The following is a 23,967-nucleotide window of genomic DNA, read 5'->3' on the forward strand; positions in this document are numbered from 1 at the left end:
GCCCATGACCATCCCCACCCGATGGCGAAAGTCGTCCTACTCCGGCGGCGGCGAGGGCAACGATTGCGTGGAGATCGCGGACCTCGGCACTCGCATAGCCGTCCGCGACTCCAAGCGCCCCGCCCACGGCCCCCTCACCCTCTCCGCCCCCGCCTTCACCGCCTTCGTCGCCGCGCTGAAGATCCGCCCCGTCGGCCCCGGCGGGTTCCCCGGCCCCGGGGAATAACCGGAGACCGTCTCCTGTTGACCGCTCGGCGAACGTCGTACGAATCAGGAGGCACCCCACCGTGGCCGCAGACGCCGTAGACGAGATCCGGGGGACGACCCAGGGCACCGCTCCCGTCCCGCTGTCCGTCCTGGACCTGGTCACCGTAGGTGCCGGCCGGACCGCCACCGACGCGCTGCGCACCAGCGTGGACATGGCCCGCCTCGCCGAGGCGCGCGGCTTCCACCGGTACTGGGTCGCCGAGCACCACTCCATGCCCGGTGTGGCCTCGTCCTCACCGGCCGTGATCCTGGCGTACCTCGCCGCGCACACCGAGCGCATCCGGCTCGGCTCCGGCGGCGTGATGCTGCCCAACCACGCCCCGCTCGTCATCGCGGAGCAGTTCGGCACGCTGGAGGCGATGGCTCCCGGGCGGATCGACCTCGGCCTCGGCCGGGCTCCCGGCACGGACGGCGCCACCGCCGCCGCCCTGCGCCGCACCGAACGGCTCCACGAGGGCGCCGACGACTTCCCGCAGCAGCTGGTGGAGCTGACCCGGTTCCTGGACGACGAGTTCCCCGACGGGCACCCCTACCGCCGTATCCACGCCGTCCCCGGCCCGGTGCAGGCGACCTCGCCGGGCGGCGTGCAGTCGCCGCACCGCCCGCCGATCTGGCTGCTGGGCTCCTCCGGGTTCAGCGCACGCCTCGCCGGCGCGCTCGGCCTGCCCTTCGCCTTCGCCCACCACTTCTCGGCGCAGAACACCCTCCCGGCCCTCGACCTGTACCGGGAGTCCTTCCGGCCCAGCGAGGTCCTCGACGAGCCGTACGCCCTCATCGGCGTCTCCGCCCTCGCCGCCGACGAGGAGAAGGAGGCCCGGCGGCAGGTCATGGCCGCCGCGCTGAACATGGTGCGGCTGCGCACCGGCCGCCCCGGTCTCGTGCCGACGCCACAGGAGGCGGAGGCGTACGACTTCAGCCCCATGGAGCGGGAGTTCGTCGACTCCTGGAACGCCAACGTCATCCACGGCACCGCCGACGCGGTCCGCACCGGCCTCGACGACCTGCAGAAGCGCACCGGCGCCGACGAGCTGATGATCACCGCCAACGCGCACGGCGGCGACGTGCGCCTGCGCTCCTACGAGCTGATCGCCGACGCCTACGGGTTCCCGACGCCCGCCTGAACCCCGGCCCCGGGCGAGCCCAGCAGCTCGGAGATGCGGTCCGGCGACACCGGACGGGAGTACAGCCAGCCCTGACCGGTGTCGCAGCCGATCCGGCGCAGGCGCGTGGCCTGCGCCGACGTCTCCACGCACTCGGCGGTGACGGTCAGGCCGAGCCGGTGGGCGAGCTGCACCATCGCCTCGACGATCACCTCGTCGGCGGCGGCGTCCCCTTCCTCGTACGCCTCGCGCTTGTCGTACTGGAAGCCGCGGACGAAGGAGCCGTCCAGCTTCAGGACGGACACCGGCAGGCGGCTGAGGTAGGCGAGGTTGGAGTAGCCGGTGCCGAAGTCGTCGATGGCGATGCGCACGCCCATGTCGCTGAGCGCCTTCAGCGCCTGGAGCGGGCGGCCCGCCGAGCCCATCACCGCCGACTCCGTCAGCTCCAGCTGGAGCAGGTGCGGCGCGAGGCCCGTCTCGGCGAGCACGGCGGCCACGTCGGCCACCAGGTCGGAGTCCCAGACCTGGCGCACCGCCACGTTCACGCTGACGAAGATCGGCGCCTCGTCCGGGTGGTCCAGCTGCCAGCGGCGGGCCTGCCGGCAGGCCGTGCGCAGCACCCAGCGGCCCAGCGGGACGATCGACCCGTCCTCCTCGGCCAATGTGATGAACCGATTCGGCGCCAGTACGCCGAACTGAGGATGTTTCCAGCGGATCAGCGCCTCCACGCCGTGCACCCGGCCGTCCTCCATGCCCACCAGCGGCTGGTACTCCAGGGCGAACTCGCCCCGCTCGATGGCCGGGCGGAGGGTGGAGGCGAGCGCCTGCCGGGTCATGCGGTGGGCGTTGCGCTCGGGGTCGAACAGCGTCCAGCGCGCCTTGCCGTCGGCCTTCGCCCAGTACAGGGTCGTGTCGGCGGCCTGCATCAGCGCGGTGGCGGTCGTCCCGGCGGCGTGGCGTTCCACGACGCCGATCGACGCCGAGACCGACAGCCGCCGGTCCGCGAGGTCGAACGGCTCCTGAAGGGCCGTCAGCACCGACTCGGCGAGGTCGGCGAGCTGGTCGGTGCCGGTGGAGTTCTCGACCAGCAGGGCGAACTCGTCGCCGCCGAGCCGGGCCACCAGCGGGGCCCCGGCGGCCCGGACACCGCCGGCCTCCTCGGCGCAGCGCGTGAGGCGTTCGGCGACGGCGGCCAGCAGCCGGTCCCCGACGCGGTGCCCGAGGGTGTCGTTGATCGCCTTGAAGCCGTCCAGGTCCAGGTAGCACAGGCCGATCCGGCCGGTGCCGCCCCGCTCGTACGACTCCGCCTCCAGCGCGGCCGTCAGGCGCTCGAAGAACAGGGTGCGGTTGGGCAGCCGGGTCACCGGGTCGTGCATCCGCAGGTGGCGCAGCCGGTCCTGGAGTTCGCGCCGGGCGCTGATGTCGGCGACGGACAGCAGCAGTCCGGGGGTTCCTTCTTCCGCCAGCGGCGCCACAGTGATCTGCGCCCACAGCACCTGGCCGTCGGGGCGTTTCAGGCGCCGGGTGCAGCGCAGCCTGTTCCGCCCGCCGCACAGCACCTCGCGGTAGGCGTGCCAGGTGCGCGCGTCGGAGGCGAGGTCCACCAGGTCGGCGGCGGCGCAGCCGGTGAGCGTTCCCGGGGCGGCGCCGAGCAGCGCGGTGAGCGTCTCGTTGGCGCTGACGACCAGCCCCTCGGAGTCGACGAGGGCCATGGCGAGCGGGGCGGCCGTGAAGGCGGAGCGGTAGGGGAGCGGCTCGTCGGCGAGGGAGGTGGGGGCGGAGGCGGGGGCTTCGGGGACGAGGGCTTCGGGGGCGCCGGGGGCGCCGGGGGCGCCGAGGGAGGCGGGGGCGCCGAGAGGCGGCGGTGGTTCGGTGGCCGGGGAGCCGGAGACCGGCGGTTCGGTGGTGGGGGTGTCGGCCACCGGCGGTTCGGCGGTGGGGAGACCGAGGGCCGGTGACCCGACGGCGGCGGTGACGGCGGTGACGGTGGTGGTGGCGGCGTCGAGCGCCGGCAGGTCCGTGCCGAGGGTGCCGTAGGGGAGTGGCTCGGCGCCGGGACTCTCGTACGCCGGCGGCGGCTCGGCACCCGGAGCCGCACTGAAGTCACTCTCTGTGACGGCTGACCGGATGAGGTCTGCCGCGGGCGTCGGCCCTTCGGACGTTCCGCTCACCGCTCGCTCCCGCAGTGCACTCGATCTCTGTCCGTGCAGGAAAGTGTGCCGATCATAGAGGCTGGTCCCGGGCCCTTCCAGCCGCAATCCGGCGTTCCGGGCCGGCCACCCGTTCCGGCAGAGCGTTTCTGCGCGCACGTGGGCGGGTTCTACACGCCCCCGACCAGTTGTGACGTTCTGTGAGTGCCCCAGGGTTCGGCGTCATCGGAAATCTCGGCACGCTCACCCGTCCGGTGCAGGCGAACAGGGCGTAGTACGACAAACATGCACAAGCTGGATGCGGTGTCCCGTGAACCCCGTCCGGAGGTCCCTGTGCCGCGCCCGTTCCCCCTGAGGCGACTTCCCTGTGAGGCCCTCAAGGGACCCGGTGGGGAGCGCCGCCGGGCAGGGTCCCGGTCCCGGCTGCGCAGTACGGCGGCCGTGTGCACCACCATGGCGGCGCTCGCCGCGACCTCCCTGGTGACCGCCCCCTCGGTCGCCGAGCCGTTCTCCCCGGCGCCCTGCGCCCTGGAGCGTACCGAGGCGCACCACTCGGAGGGCCTGGACACCTGGAACGCCGCCTATCCGCGGCCGGCCCGCGGGCTCGACGCGGTGATGGTGTTCCTCTCCTTCCCCGACTCCCAGCCCCTGACCAGCCCGCGCGAACTGGCCGCCGACCACTTCCCGGCCACCACCCGCTTCTTCCAGCGGGCCTCCTACGGGCAGTTCACGCTGCGCCCGCACCCGCTGCGGCACTGGATCGGCATGCCGCGGCCGTCGACGGCGTACGCCATACAGCGGGACTGGCACGCCGAGCACCGGGCCGCCTACCTGCGCGACGCGCTCGCCGCCGCCGACGCGCACGTCGACTTCTCCCGCTACGACATCGTGTACTTCGTCGCCGACCCGGACGCGCCCGGCGTGGACTCGGACGCCACGAAGGTCGTCAACCTGGACACCCCGCTGCGGGCCGACGGCACCGACATCCGGCGGGTGGTCACCGTCTTCGAGAACCATCCGCCGGACCGGCTGGTCCTGGCCCACGAGACCGGTCACGTCTTCGACCTGCCCGACCTGTACCACCGGCCCGTCGACGGCAAGGGCGACTGGGACACCCACGTCGGCGACTGGGACCTGATGGGCAGCCAGTTCGGGCTGGCGCCGGACCTGTTCGGCTGGCACAAGTGGAAACTGGGCTGGCTCCGGCCGCGGCAGGTGGTGTGCGTGGCGGGCCCGAGACCGGCCCGGCTGACGCTGGAGCCGCTGGGGGCGGGGCCCGGGACGCCGGTGACCAGCGCCGCGGGGGTGCCGTCCTTCGGCCTCGGCCGCGGCGTGAAGCTGGCGGTCGTCCGCACCGGCGCCGACAGCGCCCTCGCCTTCGAGGTGCGCGGACCGGTCGGCAACGACGCGGCGGCCTGCCGGGCCGGGGTGCTGGTGTACCGGGTGCGCAGCGGTGCCGCGTCCGGCGGCGGACCGGTCGAGGTGATCGACGCCCATCCGCGGACGGAGGCGTGCTGGGAGGGCTCCGTCTACCCGCCGCTCGCGGACGCGCCCGTCGCCCTCGGGGAGAGCTTCACGGTGCCGGGGGAGGGCGTACGGGTGGAGGCGGAGGGGCGGACGGCGGCGGGGGCGTGGACGGTGAAGATCACCGCCGGGTGACCGACCGGTGCGGGGCGGGTGATCGGAGGGCCCGGTGGCTGGCGGGGCGGGTGATCGGAGGGCCGGGTGGCCGCCGGATCGATGGGTACGCGAAAGGCCCCCCGCTTGCGCGAGGGGCCTTTCCGTGTCGTGCGCCGCCAGGGACTCGAACCCCGGACCCGCTGATTAAGAGTCAGCTGCTCTAACCAACTGAGCTAGCGGCGCCTGCTGACGTCGTAGACCTTAGCACCCTGGTCGGCGGGAGGAGAAATCGAGATCCGCACGGCCGCCCGGGCCGCCCGCACGGCCGCCCACAGCAGCACCTCCGGGCCCGGCAGCCAGGGGTGCCGGGTGTCCGGCGCGACGAGCCAGCGGGAGTCGGAGCGGACGGAGGAGCCGGCGCCGTGCGGTGACGGGACGGTCACCGCGTCGCCGGTGCCGTGGCACAGCAGCGGTGGCACCGCGTCCGTACGGCCGCCGCCCCGGCCGCGGGCGCCCCACTCCTCCCACTCCAGCAGCGAGGGCAGCCGCTGGGCCGTGCCCGGCGCCGAGAACAGCAGCATGCGGCCCCGGAACTCCGCCACCGGACCCGAGCCGGGGCCCTCCTCCCACAGCCGGTCCAGCATCCGGCGCCCGAACATGGCGGGGGCGCTGACGACGTCGAAGGCGGAGCCGCAGGGCAGTACCACGGGCGCGTCCGGCTGCTCCTCCCAGAGCGCGAGCGTGCTGCGGGGGTAGGTGCCCGCCGAGGCCAGCCAGGCGGCGCCGTCCGTGGTGACGTCCGAGATGTGCGGTGTGCTGCTCATGGGTCCTAGATGTACAGGCCGTGAGCGCGTTGTTCCGAAGAGTTGCAGGAATTCGGGACAGGGTGGACCCGGGCGGGGTAACCTGCCCGCTTGGCATATGCCGGGCCTTCCCCGGCAGCCCGCCCCGGCAGCTCATCCTCGACAGTCCGTCCCGGGCACTCCGTCCTCGGCAGCCCGCCCCGGCAGCCTGTCCCGGCAGCTCATCCTCGACAGTCCGTCCGGGCACTCCGTCCCCGGCAGCCCGTCCCCGGCGGGGCGGGCAGAGGCAGGGGACAGGGGGCAGGGCAGGGGCGGGGACGGCGGTGGCGCGCGGTCACGCCGGGTCGGCGTGGTGCGGGCCCTCTCCGCCGCGCAGCAGGTCGCGTCCGAACTCGACCATCTTCTTGGCGTAGTCCTCGGTCCAGTCGGCCCGCTCGGCGATGTCCGCCGTGGTCAGCCGGTCGAACCGCCGGGGGTCGGCGAGCTGCGCCGCCGCGACCGCCTGGAACTCCATCGCCCGGTCCGCCGCCGCGCGGAACGCCTGCGTCAGCTCCGTCGCGCGGGCCAGCAGCGCCCGGGGGTCGTCCATCGACTCCAGGTCGAAGAAGTGCTCCGGGTCCGCGCCCGCCTCCGCGGGCTCGAAGAGCAGGGGCGCGGGGCGTAGCCGCGGTTCGTTGCGACGCGGCGTGGGCTCCGCCATGTCTTCTCCTTCTCGTACGTCGTGACTGGCCCTTCCCCGCGAGCGAGGGGTGCCCCCGGGGCGGTGGGCCACCGTCCATTGTCCCGCGCCCGCGCAAGGGGGCCCCGGTGGTGCGGTCGCGTCCCCGTGGTGTGCGGGTGTGCGGCGGTCACGGACGCCAGGGCACCCGGTGTTCAGCCAGGTGGGCCAGGACCGCGTGGTTGGCCTCCCAGCCGTCCGGGAACTTCACGACCGTCCCCAGCTGCACCGGCTCCGTCGACGGGTAGTCGTCCAGCAGCTCGTCCACCCCGGCCCGGCACACCACGATGCACGCGTGCCGGTGGCGGGAGGCCAGCACGCACAGGCGGCCGGTCTCCAGGTGGAAGGCGGTGGCGTCGGGGCGGCCGGACAGCGGGTGCAGGACGACCGTCACGTCGTACTCGCGGCCCTGGAGCCGGTTGGCCGTGTCGACGGTGACGCCGGTGACGCCCAGCTCCGCCAGCGCGGCCCGCACCGCCGCCGCCTGGTCCCGGTGCGCGGTGCCGACGGCGATGCGCCCGGCGGTCAAGGGCGCCGGTTCGGGGGAGCGCTCGGAGGTCGCCGCGCCGCCCCGGTCCAGGAGGCGGCGGACCACCGTCGCCACCGCCCGCACCGCCTCCGGGTCGGTGCGCGGGGTGTGCCGCGGCGGCAGCTCCAGCAGGCCCCAGCCGCAGGCGGCGGCCTCGTCGATCACCCGGTCCGGCCCGGAGCCGTCGGAGGGGACGGCGAAGGCCAGGCGCCGGTCGCCGTGGCCGGTGCCGCTGCGGAACGGCGTGTACGGGTAGAAGGCGTCCGACACCAGCGGCGCGGCGGACGCCGGGAGCCGCCACGACACCGGCAGCCGGTGCTGCGGCAGGCCCGGGTTGTGCGCGAGCAGGGTGCTGACGGCGGAGGCCGACGGATCGTACGACAGGCCCGCCCACTGCTCGCCGCCCACGATCGAGAACGGGTCGAGCTGGCCCGGGTCGCCCACGAACAGCGCCCGCTCGAACAGCCCGGCCACGGCGAGCAGCGCGTCCGAGCGCATCTGGTACGCCTCGTCGACGATGGCGTACCGCCACGGCTCGTCCACCTTCACGTGCGCCCACTTGGCGGCCGTGGACAGCACGACGGGCAGCCCGGCGAGGCCGGCCGCCTTCGCCGACGTGCGTACGTTCGGCAGGGCGTCCAGCGCCTTGTCGTACGGGTCGGCGTCGCTGCTGTGCAGCCGGCCCACCGGCAGCTCGGGGTTCTTCTCGGCGAGCCGCAGCACCAGGTCGTCGACCTGGGCGTTGGTCTGCGCCACCACCATCAGCGGGCGCCCGGCCTCGGCCAGCTCCAGCGCCGCCCGCACCACCAGCGTGGACTTGCCGGCGCCGGGCGGGGAGTCGACGACGACGCCGCGCTCGGCGCCGTGCAGGGTGTCGCGGAGGATCGCCTCCGTGGCACGGGCGGCCTCCGCGCCCGGATCGAAGGAGGAACCGGGGGCGTGGGCGCCCGCGGAGCCTGGGGCGGTCGCGGGACCGAGAACGGTCGCGGGACCGAGAGCGGTCGCGGGACCGAGAGCGGTCTCGGAGCCGGGGGTGGTCTCGGAGCCGAGGGTGGTCTCGGTGGTCACAGGACGTCCTCCTCCGTCACGGGGTCGGCTGCTTCGGGCGCGGCCTGCTCGCCGGGCGGGCCGCCGTGTGTCCACGGGGTCTGCTCCGGGTCGGGCAGCTTCGCACCGCCCCGCTGCTCGTGCTCGAACAGCGTGAAGCACACCCGGTCGCCCTTCTCGGGCACGCTCCCGGCCTCGGGCTCCTTGCCCCGGCCCATCTTGTCGACGATCCGCAGGACGACGCCCACGCTCCCCTCGCCCTGCCCGTCGTACCCCGCGAACTCCACGAACTCCACGAATTCGGCCGCCTGCGGCCTGCCGCCCAGCGACCGGTACACCTTCGTCCGCTCGCCCAGCTGCGGCCGGTCGTCCGTGCGCACGGTGACCAGCGGGCGCGGGCTGGGCCGCTTGCCCTCGCCGTACGCCATGACGACGTCCGTGACCTCCCCGGCGAACGCCTCCCCGGCCAGCCGCCGCCCGGCCATCACCAGCGGATCGTCCAGCGCCTCCTGCGCCTCCAGCCGGGCCTGCTCGCGCTCACGCGTGGCCAGCTTGTTCGCGGCGGTGACCGCGTCGTCGCGGCGCGGCTGCGGGGGCTCCCCGGCGGCGATGCGGTCGCGGTGCCCGGTGAACGACCAGCGGTCGCGCGTCCACCGCTCCTCGACGTGCGCCCCCGGCGGCAGGGTCCGCAGCAGGTCCAGGCCTCGCCAGACCGCGTCCCACGTGGGCCGCGTCCGGCTCTCGACCAGGGCGCGGATCTCCCGCTCGGCGGCGGTGACGGCACCGAGCCGCTCGTCCGCCTCCAGACCGTCCTCGGCGGCGGCCAGCGCCGTACGGGCCCGGTCGTAGCGCTCGATGGCGGGGGCCAGCAGCCGGTTGTCGAACGCCGGGTCGGTGGCCGGGCCCGCGGGCGGGCACAGCAGCTGGCCGGCGGCGTCCCGCGCGTGCTCGGCCCGCAGCGCCGCCTCGGCGCCGGACATCCCCTCGGGCGGGTCGATCCAGGCCAGCAGCGCCCCCAGGTGCTGGTCCTCCAGCGAGGACTGCCCACTCGCCCAGTGCCGGGCCAGCAGGTCCGTCATGGCCAGCAGCAGCGACGAGCCCGGTACGCGGGCCCGCTCCCCGTAGTGGGTCAGCCACCGCCCGAGCAGCGGAACCCTCGGCGGCGCCGGGTAGGGCGCCTCGGGGTCCTGCTCCGCCGTCCGCCGGAAACGCATCGAGCGGCCCAGCAGCCGTACGAAGTCGATGCCCGCGCGGCTCGGCACGACCAGCTGCGCGGCGTCCGCGCACAGCTCGGTCTCGACCTTGACCCGCTTGCCGGTCTCCGGGTCGGTCTCGGTCCGCTCGGCGGCCTCCACGGCGTCCGCGTACGACTCCACGTACGGCAGGACGACGTCCGCCAGCTCGGCCAGGAACGCGAACCTGAGGTCGCGGTCGCGCGGCTGCGGCACGACCAGCAGGCGCGGGGCGTCCCGGTCGGTGCCGACCAGCGCGCCGAGCGGGGCGCCCGCCTCACCGGCGGTGGTCAGGGGCACGAACACCAGCGGCCGGGCGGACAGGTGCCGGTGCCGGACCGTGGCGGCGGGCTGGGCCCGGCCGGCGCGCACCGCCTCCAGCCGGGCGAGGGTGGTGATCAGTGACACAGCGCCACCTCCGGCCCGGCGGAAGGAGCCGGAAGCGTCCGCGCGCGGGCGGTGTCCAGTGCCTCCGCCCGCAGGGCCGCCGCGCGGCGCAGCGCCGCCACCGCCGGGTCGTCCGGGTCACCGGCCTCCCCGCGGGCCGCCGCCAGGACGCCCTCGACCGAGGACAGCCCGCCCAGTTCGGCGCGGACCGGGCGGCCGAGGGCGGTCACCGCGCCGCCCTCGCGGGCGCGGGCGCGGCAGTGGAAGGCGAGGTCGCAGGCGGACAGGCACTCGGGCGCGTACGTCGCCGGGACCGCCTCGACCGCGGCCGTCAGCTCCTCGACGGGCAGCTCGGGGGAGAAGCAGGTGCCCTCGGGCAGGGCGTCGGCGATCTCCTCCACGCGCGTGAGGCGGCTCAGCTGACGGGCGGTCACCGCGCGCTGCCTGCGCACGTCGACGGCGGAGGCGGTGGGCAGGTTGGAGAAGTCCTTGGGGCATACCAGCAGCACCCGGTGGCGCACCCGCGGGGGCACGCCTTCCCGGGCCAGGCGGGCGGCCACCTCCTCCAGCGCCAGCACGTACACCGCCGCCTGCCGTGCCGCGGCGCCGACCTTCGCCGGGTCCGCGGCGCCGTCCAGCATCGGGAAGGACTTGATCTCGACGACCGTCCAGCTGCCGTCGGGGTGCACGACCACCGCGTCCGGTTCCAGGAAGGCAGGGGAACCGGCGACCTCCAGCGCCAGCATGGGGTGGTCCAGCAGGGTCCACCCGCCCGCCCCGTCCGTCCCGGATGCCTCGGTCGCCTCGCGCAGCGCCAGCGCCGTACGCGCCACGCGGCCCTGCGGGCCGGCCGCGGACAGATCGGGCACCTGCGCCCGCGTGGGCGGCTCGGCGCCCGGGTCCAGCCGCTCGTGCGCGAGCCGCAGCAGCTCCGCGCCGCCGTCCGCCTTGACCCGCGCCTCGAACGCGTTGCCCCGCATGAACGCGAACTGCGACTGCCCGAAGGCCGACGGCGAGCCCAGCGCGTTCGCCAGCGCCGCCTTGTCCACCCCGGCTCCGTCGAGGAGCGCGCGCCGTCTGCACCCGGGGTTCGCGGCGAGGGCGGCCAGGGCGCGCGCGTCCAGCGCCTTGGCCGGTACGTCGGGACCGCGCAGCTCAGCGAACCGGTGCCGGAGCACCGCCCCCCGCGTCCGCGGGAGAGGTGTCGGGCTCGGCTGCCGCCGGGAACCGCTGCTCGCGCTGCCGTGGAATTCGCTCACCCGCGGAAGTCTGGCATCCACCACTGACATTCGGGGACTTCGCGTCCGCGGAGACGCCCGTGGCCGGGGTGACCGCCGTGCCGGGGACGGTGTGCGCGCCCGGGGCGGCGACCGCCGCGACCGCCGCGTCCGGGGCGTCCGGGGCGTCCGGGGCGACCCGGGAGGCCAGAGCGACCCGGGCGGTGAACCACGCCTTGGCCCGGTCCGCGCACCCCATCACCCGCGGCGCCAGCAGCAGGCCCAGCCCCATCACGGCCGCGCCCGCCACCGCGTCGAGCAGGTAGTGGTTGGCCGTGCCCATGACCACCACGGTCGTCACCAGCGGATAGACGACGCCGGCCGCCTTCGCCGCGCGCGTCCCCCCGTACCGCCACAGCAGCACCCCGCACCACAGCGCCCAGCCCACGTGCAGGCTCGGCATCGCCGCGTACTGGTTGGTCATCCCGCCCAGCCCGCGCGGCGCGCTCGCCTCGCCGCCCCACCAGCCGTACGCGCTGTAGTGGGCCATCGTGTCGACGAAGCCGTGGCCGGCGTCGAGGAGGCGGGGCGGGCAGGTCGGCAGCAGCGTGAAGCCGATCAGGCCGATGAAGGTGGACGTCATCAGCCAGGTGCGGGCGGCGCGGTAGTGCGCGGTGCGCGAACGGAAGATCCACACGAGGATTGCGGGCGTGACCAGGTAGTGCAGCGACGCGTACCAGAAGTCGGCCGGTATGCCGAGCCAGGGCTCACGCGTGAAGAGACGATTCAGCGGATGTTCCGCGTTGAGGTGCAGCGCCTGCTCGACGCGCAGGATCGCCAGGCCGTGGCCGACGGCGTCGGCGACGTCGCCGCCCACGAGGAGCCGGCCCGCCGAGTAGCAGGCGTACACGAGGACGATCAGCGGCAGCTCGGTCCACCAGCGAGGCCGGGCGGCCGGGGCGGCTCCGGTGCCCGGTGTCTCGGTGTGCGGCATCCGATCGCCCTCCCCCTTCTCACACGCGCCCGGCAGGCCGGTCGTGCCACTCTACGGCGTACGTGCGCCCCGTCCCGGAGCGCCCCCGGACCGGATAGACGCCGAGATCGCCCGCCGGGTTGCCCATGCACGGCGTGCGCGATGATGGAAGAGTCCGCCCCGAAAATCACCCGGAAAGGTTTCCCATGGCACCGCGCATCCTGCTGGCCCGGCACGGACAGACGGAGTGGTCGCTGTCCGGCAGACACACCGGCAGGACCGATGTGCCGCTCCTGGAGGAGGGCCGCCGCGGCGCCAAGCTGCTGGGCGAGCGCCTGCACCGGGCGCCCCTCGGCGGGCTGCCGGACGTCGAGGTCCGCACCAGCCCGCTCTCCCGCGCGCGCGAGACGTGCGAACTCGCCGGCTTCGGCGACCGTGCCCGGCCCTGGGACACGCTGATGGAGTGGGACTACGGCGCCTACGAGGGCATGACCCCGGCCGAGATCCAGGCCGTCCGCCCCGGCTGGCTGATCTGGCGCGACGGCGTCCCCGAGGGCGAGACCCTGGCGGACGTCACCGCGCGCGCCGACGAGGTGGTCGCGTGGGCGCGCGAGCGGGACCGTGACGTCCTGGTCTTCGCCCACGGCCACATCCTGCGGTCGATCGGCGCGCGGTGGCTGGGCCTGCCGCTCGACTTCGCGGCCCGCATCCGCCTCAACCCGACGTCCCTGTCGATCCTGGGCTGGGCGTACGGGGAACCGGCGATCGAGAGCTGGAACGACCTGGGGCACCTGGCCGGGGAGTGACGGGGGCCTGGGGCGAGGGCCCTGAGACGGGGCCCTGTGGGGGGTCCTGAGACAGGGCTTTGCGGGGTCCTGAGACTGGGCCCTGAGACAGGGCTTTGCGGGGTCCTGTGACTGGGCCCTGAGATGGGGCCCTACGGGGGCGCCAGCCCTCACCCGCCGCCCCTCATGCCCGTCTCCGTCTCCGTCACCATTGCCGCCTTCGCCTTCGCCTTCGCCTCCGTCTCCGCCCGCGCCTCGTACCGGTCCAGGAACGCCGCCACGCCGGGAGCGCGCCGGTGCGGCAGCAGCACCCGCGCCGTGCCCGCCAGCATCGTGTGCACGCGCGAGGACTGGACCTCCTCCAGCAGGCCCAGCACCCGCGTCCCGGCCATCGCCGCCTCGTCCGGCCGCCCGTCCCTGGCCAGGTCGTCCGCCAGTTCGGCGGTGTACAGCGCGATGTTCCGCGTGAAGTGCGGGTCCTGCAGACCGGCGGCCCGCTCCGCGTGCCGCGCCGCCCTGGCCCACTCGCCCAGCGCCGACCAGCACTGCGCCTCCAGTCCCTCCAGCTCGGCATCCCCGTAGAAGCTCATCCACTCGGGATCGGCGTCGGAGGGGCCCCGCTCGTGGAGGGCCCGCGCGCGGGCCAGCGCCTGCGCGCAGGCGGCGCGGTCGCCGAGCCCCGCCCAGCCGCCCGCCTCGCGCAGCGCGAGCAGGGACAGCAGCCGGGCGGAGCCGAGAGGCCGGGCGACGCGTTGCGCGGCCTGCGCGGCCCGGACCGCCTCGCGTGGCCGGCCCGCGTCCCGCGCGAGGAACGCCGTGTTGCAGAAGGCGTGTGCCTCCAGGGCCGCGTCCCCGGTGGTCCGGGCGGTCGCGAGGGCTTCCGCGTAGTGGGAGCGGGCGTCGGGGAAACGGCCAGAGTCGTGCGCCAGCCAGCCCACGGAGAGGGCCAGTTCGCCGGCGCCCGCGGCGAGCCGGTCCGCCGTCGTCTGCCGGGTCGCGCCGGCGTCCAGCAGCGCGTACGCGGCGCGCAGCGGGGCGGCCGCGCGCTGGTAGAGGCCGTCGGCGCCGTGGCGGTCGTCGAGCAGCCGGATCCGGCGGACGGTTTCCTCGAGCGCGCCCGCGTCGCTCGCCCCGGCACGGCGCACGGGGCGCTGGGCCGCCGCGGCGTCGAGGACGAGGCCCAGGGGGCCCAGGGAGGCGGCGGCCACCGTGGCGCCCCCGCCGGTCATGAACGCGCGACGCAGCACGTCGCTCTCCTCGTGGTCGTCGTACGTGCCGTGCGGATGGCCGGGGCCGTACGGATGGCCGGGGTCGTGCGGGCGGGGCGGGTCGTACGTGCCGCGCGGGTCGTACGTGTCGTACGTGTCGCGTGGGTTCTGCGTCTCGTCGCCGGTGCGCGCGCGGCGTCCGCGGACGGACGAGCGGGGTGCGAACCCCAGATCGGTGAGCGTGCGGCCGGGGAACATGTGCAGGAACACCCGTTCGTACGCGTAGTTGGGGCAGCGGATCTCGCCCGACTCGACCCGGCCGATGTACCGCGCGTCGCAGCCGACCCGCTCACCGATCTCCCGGGCGGCCCGGCGGACCGCCGCCGCGAACTCCGCCGGAGAGCGCTGCCCGCGTAACCGCCGGAAGGCGAGATTCGGCTGCGGTGGCCGGCCGGGCCGGCCGGAGGTCACCGTCGACGACGCCATGGCCGGGTCCTCTCCGTGCGAACCGTCGAACCATGCCGGACCCGGGACGATCCAGGGCCACGACGGGCCGGTCGCCCGTGGGTGTCCCGATTCCGGCGGGGCACGAACGTACCCGCTGTGACGGGTCCGCTACGCGAGGTTTGACGGCGAACCGCGCATCTCGTCCGTCATCTGCCATGAAGTGCCATCCTTTGTGGCGGAATTGCCCCGTAGCCGTTGACGCCCTGAGACGTTGAACCCCGTGGACCGGGAGGCCCCCGACTCCCGACCGCTCGACCGAGAAGGGGTTCCGAGGTGGAGGCCGGGATGGAGACCAGCCGGATCGACGACCTTCGCAGACCGCCGTCGGCGGCGGCACACGCGTCCGCTCCGCACGGCAGCGCACCGCCGAGCGCGGAAGCCGCCTGCGACGTCGTGACCGTGCCGACGCGCCAGGGTCTGGAGGCGGTCGACATCCTGCGGCGCGGCGCCGGTGACGCGGTCGGCCCCGTCCTGCACGACGACGGCCGCGACACCCTGGGCTTCCTGGTGCCGCCGGGCACGGCCGCCGCGTGGGACGTCCCCGGAAGCACCTGCACGAAGACCGACGGCCGCGGCTTCAGCCTGGCCCCCGTGCCGCCGCTGGAGGGCTCCGGCTGGCTGCTGCCGCCCGGCGAGGCCGACCCGGCGACCGACCCGGCCGTGCTGCGGGCGGCCCTCGGGGAGGCGGCCCGGCTGATCGCGGCGGCGGACGGCTGCTGCTGAGCGGCGCGGCCGGGCGCGCCACCGCGCGCCGGTGCCCGGCCGCCCGGCACGGACGCCCGGCCCGATAATGGCCGGATGGGAAAGTCCAGGAACGCCCGGCGCGGGCGGAGCACGGCGGAGACCGTCGTCGAGCAGGTCGACGGCGGGATCGCCGAGCTCGTACCGGACCGGGACCGGCCGCGGGCCTGGACGCTGCTGATCGACGGGGCACCGCAGTCGCACGTCGACCTCGACGACCCGGCATACCTGTCGTTCGAGTACCAGCGCCGCCTCGGGCACGTCATCGACCTCGTCGCCCCGCCGGGCAGACCCGTCCGCGCCGTGCACCTCGGCGGCGGCGCCCTCACGCTCGCCCGTTACGTCGCCGCCACCCGCCCCCGCTCCACCCAGCAGGCCGTCGAGCGGGACGCGGCCCTCGTCCACCTGGTCCGCCGGGAGCTGCCACTGGACCCGGGCGCCCGGATCCGGGTGCGGTCCGCCGACGCCCGTGAAGGTCTGGCCAAGGTGCCCGACGGATGGGCGGACCTGGTCATCGCGGATGTGTTCAGCGGGGCCCGCACCCCGGCCCATCTGACGTCGGCCGAGTTCCTGGACGAGGTCCGCCGGGCGCTGGCACCGGGCGGGGTGTACGCCGCCAACCTCGCCGACGGCCCGCCGCTGGCGCACCTGCGCGGGCAGATCGCCACCGCCGCCGCCCGCTTCCCCGAGCTGGCGCTGATCGCCGACCCGGCCGTACTGCGCGGCAAGCGCTTCGGCAACGCCGTCCTCGCCGCCTCCGGCCATCCCCTGCCGGTCGCCGAACTGACCCGCCGCGCCGCTTCCGACCCGCACCCCGCGCGCGTGGAGCACGGCAGGGCGCTGACCGACTTCACCGGCGGGGCCGTCCCCGTGACGGACGCCGTGGCGGTGGCGTCACCGGCGCCGCCCCCGTCCGTGTTCCGCTGACGCGGCGGGTCCGGCAGGTCCAGCGGGTCTGCCGGTTCCGGCGGTTCCGGTGGGTCTGCCGGTTCCGGCGGATCAGTAGCTTCCGATCTCCACCCGCGGCGGGCCGTCATGCCAGGAGCAGAACACCGACACCCGCTCGGCACCCGAGGTGAACTCCACCCGGATCCAGGTCCCGGTCTTCCACACCTGCATCGACCAGCCGGCGCCCGGTGTCGCCGACACCAGCGACGCGGAGGCCGGGCCCAGGTCGAACACCACGCGCCCGCCCTCGGTGTCGTAGCCGCGGATCCGCCCCGAGGCGGCCGGGGACGTACGGGCAGGGGCAGGAGCGGGGTCGCGGGTGGCGGGGGCGGTGGGGGTGGCGGGGGACGCGGTCGCCGTCCGGGTCGGTGCCGGGCTCGGCTCGCGGGGCGAGGCGCTGGGCGCGGGCGACGGGCTTCCGGCCGGTGACGGCGGCGGCGTCGGCGCCACCGGCCGCGGCGACCGGGACACGGTCGCCCCGGCCGCCGTGACCGGCAGGGCGCGGGGCGCGTCGTAGGCCGTGCCGGCCATCACCGTGTGGACACCCCACCACGACAGCGTGACCGCCGCGCCCGTGGCGAGCAGCCAGGCCAGTACGTGTACGAGTCCTCTGCGCATCACCGTCATCCTGCCTCACCCGCCCCACCCGGCCGGAGACGGGCCGGAGTTGTCCACAGAGCCGGAGTTGTCCACAGGGCTCGCACCGGCCGTGCGGACATGACGTACGGTGCCGCTCATGGCACGTGTGCTCGTGGTCGAGGACGACCAGTTCGTACGCTCGGCGCTCATCCGGCACCTGACCGACGCCTCGCACCTCGTGCGCAGCGTCGGGACGGCGCTGGAGGCGCTGCGCGAGGTCGCCCATTTCCGCTTCGACGTGGTCGTCCTGGACCTCGGACTGCCCGATCTCGACGGGTCCGAGGCCCTGAAGATGCTGCGCGGCATCACGGACGTCCCGGTGATCATCGCCACCGCCCGCGACGACGAGGCGGAGATCGTCCGGCTGCTCAACGCCGGGGCGGACGACTACCTCACCAAGCCGTTCTCGGTGGAGCACCTGTCGGCGCGGATGGCGGCCGTCCTGCGCCGCGCCCGGTCCGGAGCCGGGGACGCACCGCCGTCCACGGTGATCCGGGTCGGCGGCCTGACCGTGGACCCCCTGCGCCGCCAGGCCGAACTGGACGGCGTCCGGCTGGACCTGACCCGCCGCGAGTTCGACCTGCTCGCCTACCTGGCCGGCCGCCCCGGTGTGGTCGTCCCCCGCAGGGAACTGCTGGCCGAGGTGTGGCAGCAGTCCTACGGCGACGACCAGACCATCGACGTCCATCTGTCGTGGCTGCGGCGGAAGCTGGGCGAGACCGCGGCCCGGCCGCGCTATCTGCACACCCTGCGGGGCGTCGGCGTGAAGCTGGAGCCGCCCGGGGAGGAGCGGTCGCGATGAGGTGGGCGCTGGTCAAGGTGTCGCTGGCCGTCACCGTCATGGTCGTGGTCGCCTTCGCGGTCCCCCTCGGGCTCGTCATCCGGGAGATGGCCCGGGACCGCGCCTTCTCCAACGCCGAGCGCCAGGCCGCGGCCGTCGCCCCGGCGCTGTCCATCACCACCGACCGCGCGCAGCTCGAACGGGTCGTCGCCGCCGCCGGTTACGACACCGGGATGGCGGTGCACATACCGGCGTCCGGCCGGACCGGCGCGGTCGACGTCGGCCGCCGGCGCGCCACCGGCGAGGACATCGAGGCCGTGCGGAGGCTGGGACGGGTCTCCACCGCCGAGGTGCCCGGCGGGTCGGCGGTGCTGCAGCCGGTCGCGCTCGGCACCGGGAAGATCGCCGTCGTCGAGGTGTACGTCGCCGAGGCGGCGGTCACCAACGGCGTCGGCACGGCCTGGGCGGTGCTCGCCGCGGTCGGGGTGGCGCTGATCGTCGGCTCGGTCGCCGTCGCCGACCGGCTCGGCGTGCGGATGGTGCAACCCGCCCGGCGCCTGGTGAAGGGGGCGCGCGAGCTGGGGGAGGGCAAGCTGGGCGCCCGGGTGCCCGAGGAGGGGCCGGCCGAACTGCGGCTCGCGGCGGTGGCGTTCAACTCCATGGCCGACCAGGTCGTCCGGCTCCTCGCCAACGAGCGGGAGCTGGCCGCCGACCTGTCCCACCGGCTGCGCACCCCGCTGACCGTGCTGCGGCTCAACGCGGCCTCCCTCGGCGACGGCCCGGCCGCCGAGCAGACCCGGGCCGCGGTCGAGCAGCTGGAGCGGGAGGTGGACACCATCATCCGTACGGCGCGGGAGGCCAAGCCGCAGACGACCGCGGCCGGTCCCGGCGCCGGATGCGACGCGGCCGAGGTGGTCCGCGAACGGATGGCGTTCTGGTCCGCGCTCGCCGAGGACGAGGGCCGCACCTGGCGCGTGGCCGGCGCCGACCGGCCGGTGCGCGTCCCCGTGGCCCGCGCCGACCTGGCGGCGGCCCTCGACGCCCTGCTCGGCAACGTCTTCCGGCACACCCCGGAGGGCACCGCCTTCGCGGTCGACGTGCACAACGGCGAGGACGCGGTGATCGTCCTCGTCTCCGACGCGGGCCCCGGCATACCCGATCCCGAGGCGGCGATGGCGCGCGGCCGGGGCAAGGGCAGCGACGGGTCGACGGGCCTCGGCCTGGACATCGTGCGCCGGCTCGCGGAGTCCACGGGCGGGGACGTGCGGATCGGCGCGTCCGTGCTCGGCGGGACCGAGGTGCGGATATGGCTGCAACTGGACAGGAGCGACGGGCGCGACAGGCGCGACGGGCGCGACAGGCGCGACGGGCGCGACAGGCGCGACGGGCGTGATGGGCGCGACGGGCGGTCCGGGCGGAACGGAGGGGCCGAGCGGGTTCCGGCCGTGCGCGGCCGTCGCGGTGCGGTACGACGCCGGCGCCGCCCCCGCGGCGAGAAGGCGGGCACGCCATGAGCACGCGCCGGCACGAGGCGAGCGCGAGGCACAGGGCGAGCGCGAGACGCAAGGCGATCGGTGCCCGCCAGTAACCGGCGCCTGCCCCACGGCAGCGGGGCGCGGCATCCCCCCGGGTGCCGCGTCCCGCTGCCCGCTCTCCGTCCCCCGTTCTCCGTGGCCGGCTACAGCTTCCCGGCCTCCGGCAGCGTCCCCGTCCGGGCAGCCTGCCCGTACCACAGGGCACTGTCCTTCGGGGTCCGCTCCAAGGTGGCGTAGTCGACGTAGACCGCGCCGAAGCGCTTGGCGTAGCCGTACGCCCACTCGAAGTTGTCCATCAGGGACCACAGGTAGTAGCCGCGGACGTCGGCGCCGTCGGCGAGGGCGCGGCGGACCGCCGACAGGTGGCCGTGCAGGTAGGCGACGCGCTCCGGGTCGTGGACGCGGCCGTCGGGGTCGGGCTTGTCGTCGTAGGCCGCCCCGTTCTCGGTGATGTACAGGGGCAGGCCCGGCGCCTCACGGGTGTAGCGCATGATCAGCTCGTGCAGACCGGACGGGTCGATCGTCCAGCCCATCTCGGTGCGCTCGCCCGGCGTCTGATGGAACGCCACGTCGTCCGCGGCCGGCCACGGCGAGTGGTCGCCGCCCCCGTGGCCGTCGGCGCGCGGCCAGGCCGGGGCGGAGTCCGCGGCCGAGACCAGGGCGGGGGTGTAGTAGTTGAGGCCCAGCGCGTCCAGCGGCTGGTGGATCGCCGCCAGGTCTCCGTCCCGGACGTACGACCAGTCCGTCAGCGAGGCCGTCGCCTCGAACAGCGACTGCGGGTACGCGCCGTGCAGGGCCGGGCCGTGGAAGACGCCGTTGGCCAGGTCGTCGATCTTCCGGGCCGCGGCCAGGTCCGCGGGCCGCTGCGACAGCGGGCGGACGACCGAGGAGTTGAGGCTGAGCGCCACCGAGTTGTGGGCGGGCATCACCGAACGCAGGGCCGTCGTGCCCAGCCCGTGCGCCAGGTTGAGGTGGTGGGCCGCGCGCAGGGCGGCCGCCGGCTCCGTACGGCCGGGGGCGTGCACGCCGGAGCAGTAGCCGAGGAAGGCGCTGCACCACGGCTCGTTGAGCGTGATCCACTGCTCCACCCGGTCGCCGAGGGCCTCCCCGACGATCTGCGCGTACTCGGCGAACCGGTACGCCGTGTCCCGCTCCGGCCAGCCGCCCGCGTCCTCCAGCTCCTGCGGCAGGTCCCAGTGGTACAGGGTGACGGCGGGCTTGATGCCGTGCGCGAGTAGTTCGTCGGCCAGGCGGCGGTAGAAGTCCAGGCCGCGCCGGTCGGCGGGGCCGCGTCCGGTGGGCTGCACCCGCGGCCAGGAGACGGAGAAGCGGTAGGCGTTCAGGCCCAGCTCCGCCATCAGCGCCACGTCCTCGCGGTAGCGGTGGTAGTGGTCGACCGCCACGTCACCGGTATCGCCGCCGGCCGTCTTGCCCGGCGTGTGGCTGAAGGTGTCCCAGATCGACGGCGTACGGCCGTCCTCTCGCACCGCCCCTTCGATCTGGTATGCGGAGGTCGCGGCCCCCCAGAGGAAGGTGGGAGGGAAAGGTGCGGCCATCAGGTCAGACATGGAGTCGCTCCCGTGAGTCGGGGGCCCCATTATGCATGGGAGCGCTCCCACGGCGGAAGGGGGTGACGACGCCGAGCACGGCCGCAGAGGGCTCGCGGTATCGGGCGGTGCCGGCCGGACCCCGGACATCCCCCTGCCGGACACCCCTCGGCCGGACATCCCCGAACGGACATCCCCCGGCCGGGTAACCCCGATCGGACATCCCCCGGCCGGGTATCCCCTCTCGGCCGGGGCCCCGCTCAGGCCGACTCCCGCACCACCAGCTGCGTCGGCAGGACCACTTCCCGGTGGCCGGAGCCGCGCTGGGCGATCTCGTCCAGCAGCAGGCCGGCCATGGTGCGCCCCATCTCCTCCAGCGGCTGGCGGACGCTGGTCAGCGGGGGATCGATGTGGCGGGCCACGATCGAGTCGTCGAAGCCGACGACGGCCACGTCGTCGGGCACCCTCCGGCCGGACGCGCGCAGTTCCAGTACGGCGCCCGAGGCCATCACGTCGGAGGCGGCGAAGACGGCGTCGAGACCGGGGCGCCGGCGCAGCAGCTCCCGCATGGCCGCGCGTCCGCCCTCCTCCGTGAAGTCGCCGTGGGCGACCAGATCCTCGTCGACGGTGAGGCCCGCGCCCTCCAGCGCCTCGCGGTAGCCGTCGAGGCGGGCCCGGGCGGCGTCCATGTCCAGGGGCCCGGTGATGGTGCCGATGGACCGGCGGCCCCGCGCCAGCAGGTGCTGGACCGCGACCCTGGCGCCGCCGCTGTTGTCCGCGCGGACATGCCCCAGCGGTTCCCGGCGACCGCGCCGGCCGGCCAGCACGGTCGGCACGGAGAGCTCCTCCAGCCGGTCCGGCAGCGTGTCGTCGCTGTGGACCGCCATCATCAGCACCCCGTCCACCCGCTGCGCGGACAGGTACGTGGCGAGCCGCGCGTACTCCTTCTCGTTGTCCACCATGACCAGCAGGAGCTGCATCCCGGTGCCGGAGAGCCGGGCGGACACGCCCCGGATGATCTCCGAGAAGTACGGCTCGGAGAAGAGCCGGGTCTCGGCCTCGGGGACGACCAGGGCCACCGAGTCGGTGCGGCGGGTGACGAGGGAACGGGCGGCGCGGTTGGGGACGTAGCCGAGGTCGGCGATGGCCTGCTCCACCGCCGCCCGGGAGCGGTCGCTCACCTTGGGGGAGCCGTTGATCACCCGGGAGACCGTGCCGCGGCCGACACCGGCGCGGGCGGCCACGGCGTTCAGGGTCGGACGCCGGACGTCCGCGGCCGCGGACGGCTGTTCGGCAGGGCTCATCGTTCACCTTCCGGTGTTCGGTGGGGGGACGCGTCATTCTCACCCAGAAAACCGGGCGGTGGCCTCCGGGGGGATGCGCCGCGGCCCGGCTCCGGAGAACGCCCCGCCGATGACCTGCGGAAACCGTGCACGGAGCGGGCCGGATCCGGGCCGGTGGAAGACCGCGGGGCGACACATTCCCGTGACGTGCGGAACACGCTTGCGCAACAACGCCGTTTTCAACTCTTGACACCCGGCCCGGCAGCAAGGAGTCTTCCGGCATGCCGCGTGGGAGCGGTCCCACGGTCGGTCCGGGGGGTTCCTCCCGTGTGGAACGCACCACCAACGGCCCTTCCCTCCGCTCTAAGTGACACCCCGTTGACCAGCACCCTTCGCACCGTGCACCACGTGCTGTGGGCCTGGCCGCTGCTCGAACCGAGAGGGCAGGTCCGGACCGCCGGACTTCGGAGGTCTGCTTCCTGAGGTCCCGTTCGCCACTGGAACAAGGAGTACTGGAATGCGCATCACCCGCACCGGCGGCGGTCGTGGCCGCAAAGCGGCGGCCGTGACCACGACGGTTCTGACGGCCTCGGCCCTGTTGCTCACCGGCTGCAGCGACGACGGCGGCTCCGACGACGCCGCCGACTCCAACGGCAACATCACGCTCACCGTGGCCGACTACGGGCAGTTCGGCTACAAGGAAGCCGGTCTGTTCGAGAAGTACCACGAGCTCCACCCGAACATCACGGTGAAGGAAGAGGTCTCGTCCAACGAGCAGGACTACTACCCGAAGCTCCTTCAGCAGCTGAACTCGGGCAGCGGTCTCGGGGACGTGACGGCCATCGAGGTGGGCCGCATCACCGAGATCGTCACCACCCAGGCCGACAAGTACGTCGACCTGAAGGACTCCATCAACGTCGCCGACTACCTCTCCTGGAAGGCGAAGCAGGCCACCACCAAGGACGGCGCGGTCATCGGCGCCGGCACCGACATCGGCCCGATGTCGCTGTGCTACCGCAAGGACCTCTTCGAGAAGGCGGGCCTGCCGACCGACCGCGAAGAGGTCGCCAAGGCGGTCGACGGCGGCTGGGAGGACTACATCAAGCTCGGTGAGCAGTACAAGAAGAAGGCGCCGTCCGGCACCTTCTTCATGGACTCCGCGAGCGCCCTGTTCAACGCGGTCGTCAGCTCCTCCCCGGAGCAGTACTACAACGCCGAGGGCGAGGCGATCTACAAGGAGAGCGCCTCCGTCAAGCAGGGCTGGGACCTGGCCGCCGAGGCCGCGGAGAAGAAGCTGACCCAGGGCCTGGCCCAGTTCCAGGACCCCTGGAAGGCGGCGCTGCGCAAGGGCAGCGTGGCCACCGTGGTCTGCCCCGCCTGGATGGCCGCCCAGATCGCGACCTACTCCGGTGACGAGTACAAGGGCAAGTGGGACATCGCCCGTTCGCCCGGCTCGACCGCGGCCAACTGGGGCGGCTCCTTCCTGGCCGTGCCCAAGAGCGGCAAGCACGTGAAGGAGGCCATCGAGCTGGTCAAGTGGCTGACCGCCCCCGAGCAGCAGGCCGCCGTGTTCAAGGCGGCGGGCATCTTCCCGTCGAACCAGAAGGCCTACGACCTCCCCGACGTGAAGAACGGGACGCTGCCGTACTTCAACAACGCCCCGGTCGGCCAGATCTACGCCGAGGAGGCCAAGTCCATCCCCGTGGCCGTCCTCGGTGCGAAGGACGCCACGATCAAGGACACGATCTCCCGGGAGATCAACAACATGGAGCAGCGGGGCACCGACTCCGAGGACGCCTGGAAGTCCGCCACCGAAGAGATCGACAAGGTGATCGGCTGACACCCGCCGGGGGGGGGGGGCCCCCCCCCCCCCCCCCCCCGCCCCGGGGGGGGGGGGGGCCCCCCCCCCCCGGCCGCCCGCGCGCCCCCCGGGGGGGGGGCGCCGGGGCG

The 23,967-nt window shown here is 74.7% G+C and carries 20 protein-coding genes and 1 tRNA gene; 9 read left to right on the top strand and 12 right to left on the bottom strand.

What is annotated here, in order from left to right; translation table 11 throughout:
* The first annotated feature begins 4 nt into the window (after nucleotides 1–4).
* Together ABZ340_RS24910 and ABZ340_RS24915 are read left to right on the top strand one after the other, a co-directional pair.
* Nucleotides 5–226 carry a DUF397 domain-containing protein gene (locus tag ABZ340_RS24910; protein WP_358784036.1) on the top strand — a complete coding sequence of 74 codons (222 nt, stop codon included), beginning with the start codon at nucleotides 5–7 and terminating at the stop codon, nucleotides 224–226.
* 61 nt (nucleotides 227–287) lie between these two features.
* Nucleotides 288–1,388: an LLM class flavin-dependent oxidoreductase gene (locus tag ABZ340_RS24915; protein ID WP_358784037.1), complete on the top strand. Its 1,101-nt coding sequence runs from the start codon at nucleotides 288–290 to the stop codon at nucleotides 1,386–1,388.
* Here the strand turns inward: ABZ340_RS24915 and ABZ340_RS24920 are convergent.
* Complete coding sequence (locus ABZ340_RS24920) at nucleotides 1,364–3,538, bottom strand: EAL domain-containing protein (RefSeq protein ID WP_358784038.1); 2,175 nt, start codon at nucleotides 3,536–3,538, stop codon at nucleotides 1,364–1,366. The two genes, ABZ340_RS24915 and ABZ340_RS24920, sit on opposite strands and share 25 nt — an antisense overlap.
* A 282-nt stretch (nucleotides 3,539–3,820) precedes the next feature.
* Here ABZ340_RS24920 and ABZ340_RS24925 point away from each other — a divergent pair, with 282 nt between their 5' ends.
* Nucleotides 3,821–5,176, top strand: coding sequence for a M6 family metalloprotease domain-containing protein (locus tag ABZ340_RS24925; protein ID WP_358784055.1), 1,356 nt, complete (start codon nucleotides 3,821–3,823; stop codon nucleotides 5,174–5,176).
* A gap of 130 nt (nucleotides 5,177–5,306) precedes the next feature.
* On the opposite strand, the gene ABZ340_RS24930 is transcribed toward ABZ340_RS24925, so the two are convergent.
* The 7 genes from ABZ340_RS24930 to ABZ340_RS24960 form a co-directional block, all read right to left on the bottom strand.
* Nucleotides 5,307–5,380 (bottom strand) — tRNA-Lys (locus ABZ340_RS24930).
* Nucleotides 5,371–5,961, bottom strand: coding sequence for a bifunctional DNA primase/polymerase (locus tag ABZ340_RS24935; RefSeq protein WP_358784039.1), 591 nt, complete (start codon nucleotides 5,959–5,961; stop codon nucleotides 5,371–5,373). Before ABZ340_RS24935 ends, ABZ340_RS24930 begins: the two co-directional genes overlap by 10 nt.
* Before the next feature lie 313 nt (nucleotides 5,962–6,274).
* Complete coding sequence (locus ABZ340_RS24940) at nucleotides 6,275–6,640, bottom strand: hypothetical protein (protein ID WP_358784040.1); 366 nt, start codon at nucleotides 6,638–6,640, stop codon at nucleotides 6,275–6,277.
* 148 nt (nucleotides 6,641–6,788) lie between these two features.
* Nucleotides 6,789–8,072 (bottom strand): AAA family ATPase, encoded by a 1,284-nt coding sequence (locus ABZ340_RS24945; protein WP_358784056.1) that lies wholly within the window; start codon nucleotides 8,070–8,072, stop codon nucleotides 6,789–6,791.
* Nucleotides 8,073–8,251: 179 nt separating this feature from the next.
* Nucleotides 8,252–9,874, bottom strand: coding sequence for a hypothetical protein (locus ABZ340_RS24950; RefSeq protein WP_358784041.1), 1,623 nt, complete (start codon nucleotides 9,872–9,874; stop codon nucleotides 8,252–8,254).
* A complete protein-coding gene (locus ABZ340_RS24955; RefSeq protein ID WP_358784042.1) occupies nucleotides 9,865–11,031 on the bottom strand; it encodes a hypothetical protein in 1,167 nt (388 codons plus the stop codon). Before ABZ340_RS24955 ends, ABZ340_RS24950 begins: the two co-directional genes overlap by 10 nt.
* The gene (locus tag ABZ340_RS24960) at nucleotides 11,009–12,064 is read right to left on the bottom strand and encodes a phosphatase PAP2 family protein (RefSeq protein ID WP_358784043.1); all 1,056 of its coding nucleotides are present in this window, start codon (nucleotides 12,062–12,064) and stop codon (nucleotides 11,009–11,011) included. Before ABZ340_RS24960 ends, ABZ340_RS24955 begins: the two co-directional genes overlap by 23 nt.
* 185 nt (nucleotides 12,065–12,249) lie before the next feature.
* Between ABZ340_RS24960 and ABZ340_RS24965 the strand changes: the two genes are divergently transcribed.
* On the top strand, nucleotides 12,250–12,849 hold the full coding sequence (locus tag ABZ340_RS24965) for a histidine phosphatase family protein (RefSeq protein WP_358784044.1): 600 nt from the start codon (nucleotides 12,250–12,252) through the stop codon (nucleotides 12,847–12,849).
* 149 nt (nucleotides 12,850–12,998) lie between these two features.
* On the opposite strand, the gene ABZ340_RS24970 is transcribed toward ABZ340_RS24965, so the two are convergent.
* On the bottom strand, nucleotides 12,999–14,522 hold the full coding sequence (locus ABZ340_RS24970) for a hypothetical protein (protein ID WP_358784045.1): 1,524 nt from the start codon (nucleotides 14,520–14,522) through the stop codon (nucleotides 12,999–13,001).
* Nucleotides 14,523–14,828: 306 nt separating this feature from the next.
* On the opposite strand from ABZ340_RS24970, the gene ABZ340_RS24975 reads away from it, so the two are divergent.
* Both ABZ340_RS24975 and ABZ340_RS24980 read left to right on the top strand, forming a co-directional pair.
* Entirely contained in the window at nucleotides 14,829–15,266 is a 438-nt protein-coding gene (locus ABZ340_RS24975) for a hypothetical protein (RefSeq protein ID WP_358784046.1), read from the top strand.
* A gap of 75 nt (nucleotides 15,267–15,341) precedes the next feature.
* A complete protein-coding gene (locus ABZ340_RS24980; protein WP_358784047.1) occupies nucleotides 15,342–16,211 on the top strand; it encodes a fused MFS/spermidine synthase in 870 nt (289 codons plus the stop codon).
* 72 nt (nucleotides 16,212–16,283) lie between these two features.
* Here the strand turns inward: ABZ340_RS24980 and ABZ340_RS24985 are convergent, their stop codons facing one another.
* Nucleotides 16,284–16,850 (bottom strand): hypothetical protein, encoded by a 567-nt coding sequence (locus ABZ340_RS24985; RefSeq protein WP_358784048.1) that lies wholly within the window; start codon nucleotides 16,848–16,850, stop codon nucleotides 16,284–16,286.
* Nucleotides 16,851–16,968: 118 nt separating this feature from the next.
* Here ABZ340_RS24985 and ABZ340_RS24990 point away from each other — a divergent pair, with 118 nt between their 5' ends.
* Both ABZ340_RS24990 and ABZ340_RS24995 read left to right on the top strand, forming a co-directional pair.
* The gene (locus ABZ340_RS24990) at nucleotides 16,969–17,673 is read left to right on the top strand and encodes a response regulator transcription factor (RefSeq protein WP_358784049.1); all 705 of its coding nucleotides are present in this window, start codon (nucleotides 16,969–16,971) and stop codon (nucleotides 17,671–17,673) included.
* Entirely contained in the window at nucleotides 17,670–19,166 is a 1,497-nt protein-coding gene (locus tag ABZ340_RS24995; RefSeq protein ID WP_358784050.1) for a HAMP domain-containing sensor histidine kinase, read from the top strand. Before ABZ340_RS24990 ends, ABZ340_RS24995 begins: the two co-directional genes overlap by 4 nt.
* A gap of 164 nt (nucleotides 19,167–19,330) precedes the next feature.
* On the opposite strand, the gene ABZ340_RS25000 is transcribed toward ABZ340_RS24995, so the two are convergent.
* A complete protein-coding gene (locus tag ABZ340_RS25000) occupies nucleotides 19,331–20,755 on the bottom strand; it encodes a GH1 family beta-glucosidase (RefSeq protein ID WP_358784051.1) in 1,425 nt (474 codons plus the stop codon).
* A gap of 239 nt (nucleotides 20,756–20,994) precedes the next feature.
* Nucleotides 20,995–22,038: a LacI family DNA-binding transcriptional regulator gene (locus tag ABZ340_RS25005; RefSeq protein ID WP_358784052.1), complete on the bottom strand. Its 1,044-nt coding sequence runs from the start codon at nucleotides 22,036–22,038 to the stop codon at nucleotides 20,995–20,997.
* Between the two features lie 496 nt (nucleotides 22,039–22,534).
* Here ABZ340_RS25005 and ABZ340_RS25010 point away from each other — a divergent pair, with 496 nt between their 5' ends.
* Entirely contained in the window at nucleotides 22,535–23,857 is a 1,323-nt protein-coding gene (locus ABZ340_RS25010; RefSeq protein ID WP_358784053.1) for an extracellular solute-binding protein, read from the top strand.
* The last annotated feature ends 110 nt before the right edge of the window (nucleotides 23,858–23,967 follow it).

Origin of the sequence: Streptomyces sp. NPDC006134 (assembly GCF_040628835.1) — a bacterium.
GTDB lineage: Bacteria > Actinomycetota > Actinomycetes > Streptomycetales > Streptomycetaceae > Streptomyces.

Coding starts and splice junctions, on each gene's coding strand:
- ABZ340_RS24960 (WP_358784043.1), bottom strand. CDS start 12,064: ATGCCGCACACCGAGACACCGGGCACCGGAGCCGCCCCGGCCGCCCGG.
- ABZ340_RS24965 (WP_358784044.1), top strand. CDS start 12,250: ATGGCACCGCGCATCCTGCTGGCCCGGCACGGACAGACGGAGTGGTCG.
- ABZ340_RS25005 (WP_358784052.1), bottom strand. CDS start 22,038: ATGAGCCCTGCCGAACAGCCGTCCGCGGCCGCGGACGTCCGGCGTCCG.
- ABZ340_RS24995 (WP_358784050.1), top strand. CDS start 17,670: ATGAGGTGGGCGCTGGTCAAGGTGTCGCTGGCCGTCACCGTCATGGTC.
- ABZ340_RS24910 (WP_358784036.1), top strand. CDS start 5: ATGACCATCCCCACCCGATGGCGAAAGTCGTCCTACTCCGGCGGCGGC.
- ABZ340_RS24980 (WP_358784047.1), top strand. CDS start 15,342: ATGGGAAAGTCCAGGAACGCCCGGCGCGGGCGGAGCACGGCGGAGACC.
- ABZ340_RS25010 (WP_358784053.1), top strand. CDS start 22,535: ATGCGCATCACCCGCACCGGCGGCGGTCGTGGCCGCAAAGCGGCGGCC.
- ABZ340_RS24940 (WP_358784040.1), bottom strand. CDS start 6,640: ATGGCGGAGCCCACGCCGCGTCGCAACGAACCGCGGCTACGCCCCGCG.
- ABZ340_RS24985 (WP_358784048.1), bottom strand. CDS start 16,850: ATGCGCAGAGGACTCGTACACGTACTGGCCTGGCTGCTCGCCACGGGC.
- ABZ340_RS25000 (WP_358784051.1), bottom strand. CDS start 20,755: ATGTCTGACCTGATGGCCGCACCTTTCCCTCCCACCTTCCTCTGGGGG.
- ABZ340_RS24970 (WP_358784045.1), bottom strand. CDS start 14,522: ATGGCGTCGTCGACGGTGACCTCCGGCCGGCCCGGCCGGCCACCGCAG.
- ABZ340_RS24990 (WP_358784049.1), top strand. CDS start 16,969: ATGGCACGTGTGCTCGTGGTCGAGGACGACCAGTTCGTACGCTCGGCG.
- ABZ340_RS24935 (WP_358784039.1), bottom strand. CDS start 5,961: ATGAGCAGCACACCGCACATCTCGGACGTCACCACGGACGGCGCCGCC.
- ABZ340_RS24975 (WP_358784046.1), top strand. CDS start 14,829: ATGGAGACCAGCCGGATCGACGACCTTCGCAGACCGCCGTCGGCGGCG.